The organism is Sulfurimonas sp. (assembly GCF_016744025.1).
In the GTDB taxonomy this organism is placed as follows: domain Bacteria; phylum Campylobacterota; class Campylobacteria; order Campylobacterales; family Sulfurimonadaceae; genus Sulfurimonas.
Window position 1 is genome coordinate 1 of record NZ_JADGFC010000209.1, and the last position, 2,873, is coordinate 2,873.

At 31.6% G+C, this 2,873-nt stretch carries 3 protein-coding genes; all 3 read left to right on the forward strand.

The window, feature by feature from the left end; translation table 11 throughout:
* Positions 1–188: 188 nt before the first annotated feature.
* A complete protein-coding gene (locus tag QZZ48_RS15240) occupies positions 189–785 on the forward strand; it encodes a hypothetical protein (RefSeq protein WP_294967110.1) in 597 nt (198 codons plus the stop codon).
* A 201-nt stretch (positions 786–986) separates the two neighbouring features.
* On the forward strand, positions 987–1,148 hold the full coding sequence (locus tag QZZ48_RS15245; protein WP_294967111.1) for a hypothetical protein: 162 nt from the start codon (positions 987–989) through the stop codon (positions 1,146–1,148).
* Positions 1,149–1,175: 27 nt separating this feature from the next.
* Positions 1,176–2,639 (forward strand): hypothetical protein, encoded by a 1,464-nt coding sequence (locus tag QZZ48_RS15250; RefSeq protein ID WP_294967112.1) that lies wholly within the window; start codon positions 1,176–1,178, stop codon positions 2,637–2,639.
* The last annotated feature ends 234 nt before the right edge of the window (positions 2,640–2,873 follow it).

A 2,873-nucleotide genomic window follows, 5' to 3' on the forward strand; every position in this document is an offset into this window, starting at 1 on the left:
GGGTGGTTCGATGATAAAGCTAATTTTAAATATATGCATCAGCAGCATATCGATTTTATGATGTTGGAAGAATGGTTAGAAATCTAATTCTGATCATTATTTTCAACTCTGACGGGTCTAACGACTCCGACAGGTTTCAAATAAGGCTTAACTCATAATATGACTTTTTAAATAATACTTAGAAAACAATGCTCGAAAAATCACTATGTTACTTGGACGGAAGAAAAGATCTTTGGAATAAAATGCTTATTGTTTATCCTGCAAAAATATCTAAAGAATTAAAAGAAGATGAAATAGAAATAAAAGCATTCATATTTTGGACTATGCATGCTATGGAATTCTGTTTTAGCCCCGATAGTACAGAAGGTTTTGATGATATTGACATCTATAAGCTTAGTCTGGAAGACCTGGAATTTTTCTATGAAAATCTAATACAAGCTTTTTTAATCATGTTTTTTATTGACTATGGGTATCATCCCCGCCTAGCCGACACCTATTATAGAATTAGAAGCTATAAAGTGGGCAATAGCTTCAGAGACCTTGGTCTTTACGGAAATTATGAAGAGAAAGCTAAACCTCATTTTATTGCTCGCGACCTTTGTATTCTTTTTTCAATGAAGCTGGATAGAGGGATAGAATTTGATGAGCTTATGAATCTGAGAGCAATTCTGATTATATGCTATAAGCAACTATTAACTTTACTAAAAGATGATAAGGCAATGAGGGAAATTGATTTTGAAAGCATTCAATCGGGATTTAATCTAGTTGGTAAAGATCGATCGTAAACCACTTTTTCACTCAATCGGTCTGACGACTCCATCGGGTTTCTTAGGGATTCTACCTTGCTACCTATATTAATTTAAGTGTAAGAAAGTTGTAACATACCCTATTAAGTGGCAGTTTGTTAGATTGACGATTAATTACTATTATTAAGCATAGTGTTAATTTAAACAAATAAAATAATGAGTGAATTTAAAAAAGGTGATGTGGTTAGATTAAAGTCTACTAGAGACAAAATGACCATTATCGATATTAATGGAACAGAAGCTACATGTGAATGGATTTACAAAGGTAAAAGGCAAGAAGAAAAATTTCAAGAGTCAAGTCTAAAACGTGTAATCAAGCGTAACATGACCAATGAGTGGTAAAAAACAAATTTCTCGATAAACAGAACAATGCATACAACCCAACCCAATCGCACCCCAAGAACTTGTGCTGAATTTTTAGACATACTTAAGTCTAATAATGGTAACGCTGAAAATATTGAAGTATCAGAAGATGCTATTCTTACTATCACAAAAGATTTTCCCAACTCAATTACCATCAGGCATTGTTCTTTTAATAAAATAGTAATTGAAAAAGATTCATTAGAATTAACAATTGGGGATTGTGATTTTGATGAGCTTTATTTTCATGTCAATGCCATCAAAAAACTGTCTGTTTTCTCTTCGAATTTCAATTCTATTGGCTTTAGGAGTGAAAGAGGTCAGTCTACGAATGTTTCTGAGACAGCTCGTATCCTATCTAATGATTTAAAAACTCAGAACTTAATCAGGGTTGATGAAATATCTATCAGTCAAAATAAGAAGGTCGGGACTCTTGAGCTAAATTATTTGGATTTGTCTAAACTCTCCTTTTCTAGTAATATGAATATAAAAGAATGTGAGATAGAGTATAGTCGAATTAAAGAATTTACAGTTGATGCTTCGACTATAGGTCAATTAATATTAACGAGCATAATAGATTCTTTGAGAGTAGGTAGTTCTGAAATAGAGCATTTAATATGTGAAGGGATCATCCCTAAAATCAAAATTAAAAAAACGCTGATTGATAAACCCAATAGAATAAATAACCTTCGTTTCTCATTAATGGAATCTACATCCATTCGTATTATAGATACAGAAATTGAACTAATCCAGTTCAAAGAATTTGATGATGATTTTAAAACACTTTTTGATGTTGATTTATATCGTTGCAATTTCTCCGATACTAGAGTAGCTATTGAGACCATATTTCATTCAATTACATGGACAGGTGTTAAGTGGCCAACAAAGCTTGAGAAATATGATCCAATATATTTAGATGGTTATTCAGAATCTTTTCGTCTGCTAAAAATAGAAGCTGTAAAACAATCTAACAAAAAGCACGAATTAGAGTTCTTAGCACTTGAGATGAAAGCAATAAAAGAACTTAATTGTTTTAAGTGGCACAAGAACTTAAAGAATAAATTAAATAAATATGTCCTCTGCGTTATTAATCCGTTTATTGATATAATTGAATTATTTCCTAAAAGTGATTCTAATTTCGAAGATAAATTCATATTCTTTTTAGGTCGCTATTCTAATAATTTTGGTCTATCCTGGTTCCGCCCTTTATTATTGTATTTAATTTCAACTTATTTGGTAATAGTATGCATTTCTAATGGATATGAATTCACTTCATCTTTTGAGTTTGCACTATTAAAGGATCATTTGTTCTACGATTACTTAATCCCAAGTTTTAAAATAAGCGATGGTCTTAATGCAATTATCGGTGAAGAATCCGTACCAACTAAAATAAGTCTTTTATTTTTAAGAGTTTGGCAGGGCTTTCTGATATATCAATTTATTCGTGCCTTCAGGCGGTTTTTTAGTAAGTAAAAAAAGTTATTTTAACTCTGCTCTCACACGTTCAAAAGGTATAGAATAGGAGAAGCTATTTCTAATCCTTCTACTAACCAATAGTATATAACATACTCAAGTTTCGCACCCAATAATTAGTGCATTATAGAAGTAAAAAAAAATAGCATGCAACCACGGCAAGCCCTGGTTTTGTTGTATCTTTAGGTTACTACACAAAAAGTACAAAACATGCTACTACACGAAGATATCTCT

Bases quoted from the DNA above. Each gene is read 5' to 3' on its own strand.
- QZZ48_RS15240 (WP_294967110.1), top strand. From the start codon at position 189: ATGCTCGAAAAATCACTATGTTACTTGGACGGAAGAAAAGATCTTTGG.
- QZZ48_RS15250 (WP_294967112.1), top strand. From the start codon at position 1,176: ATGCATACAACCCAACCCAATCGCACCCCAAGAACTTGTGCTGAATTT.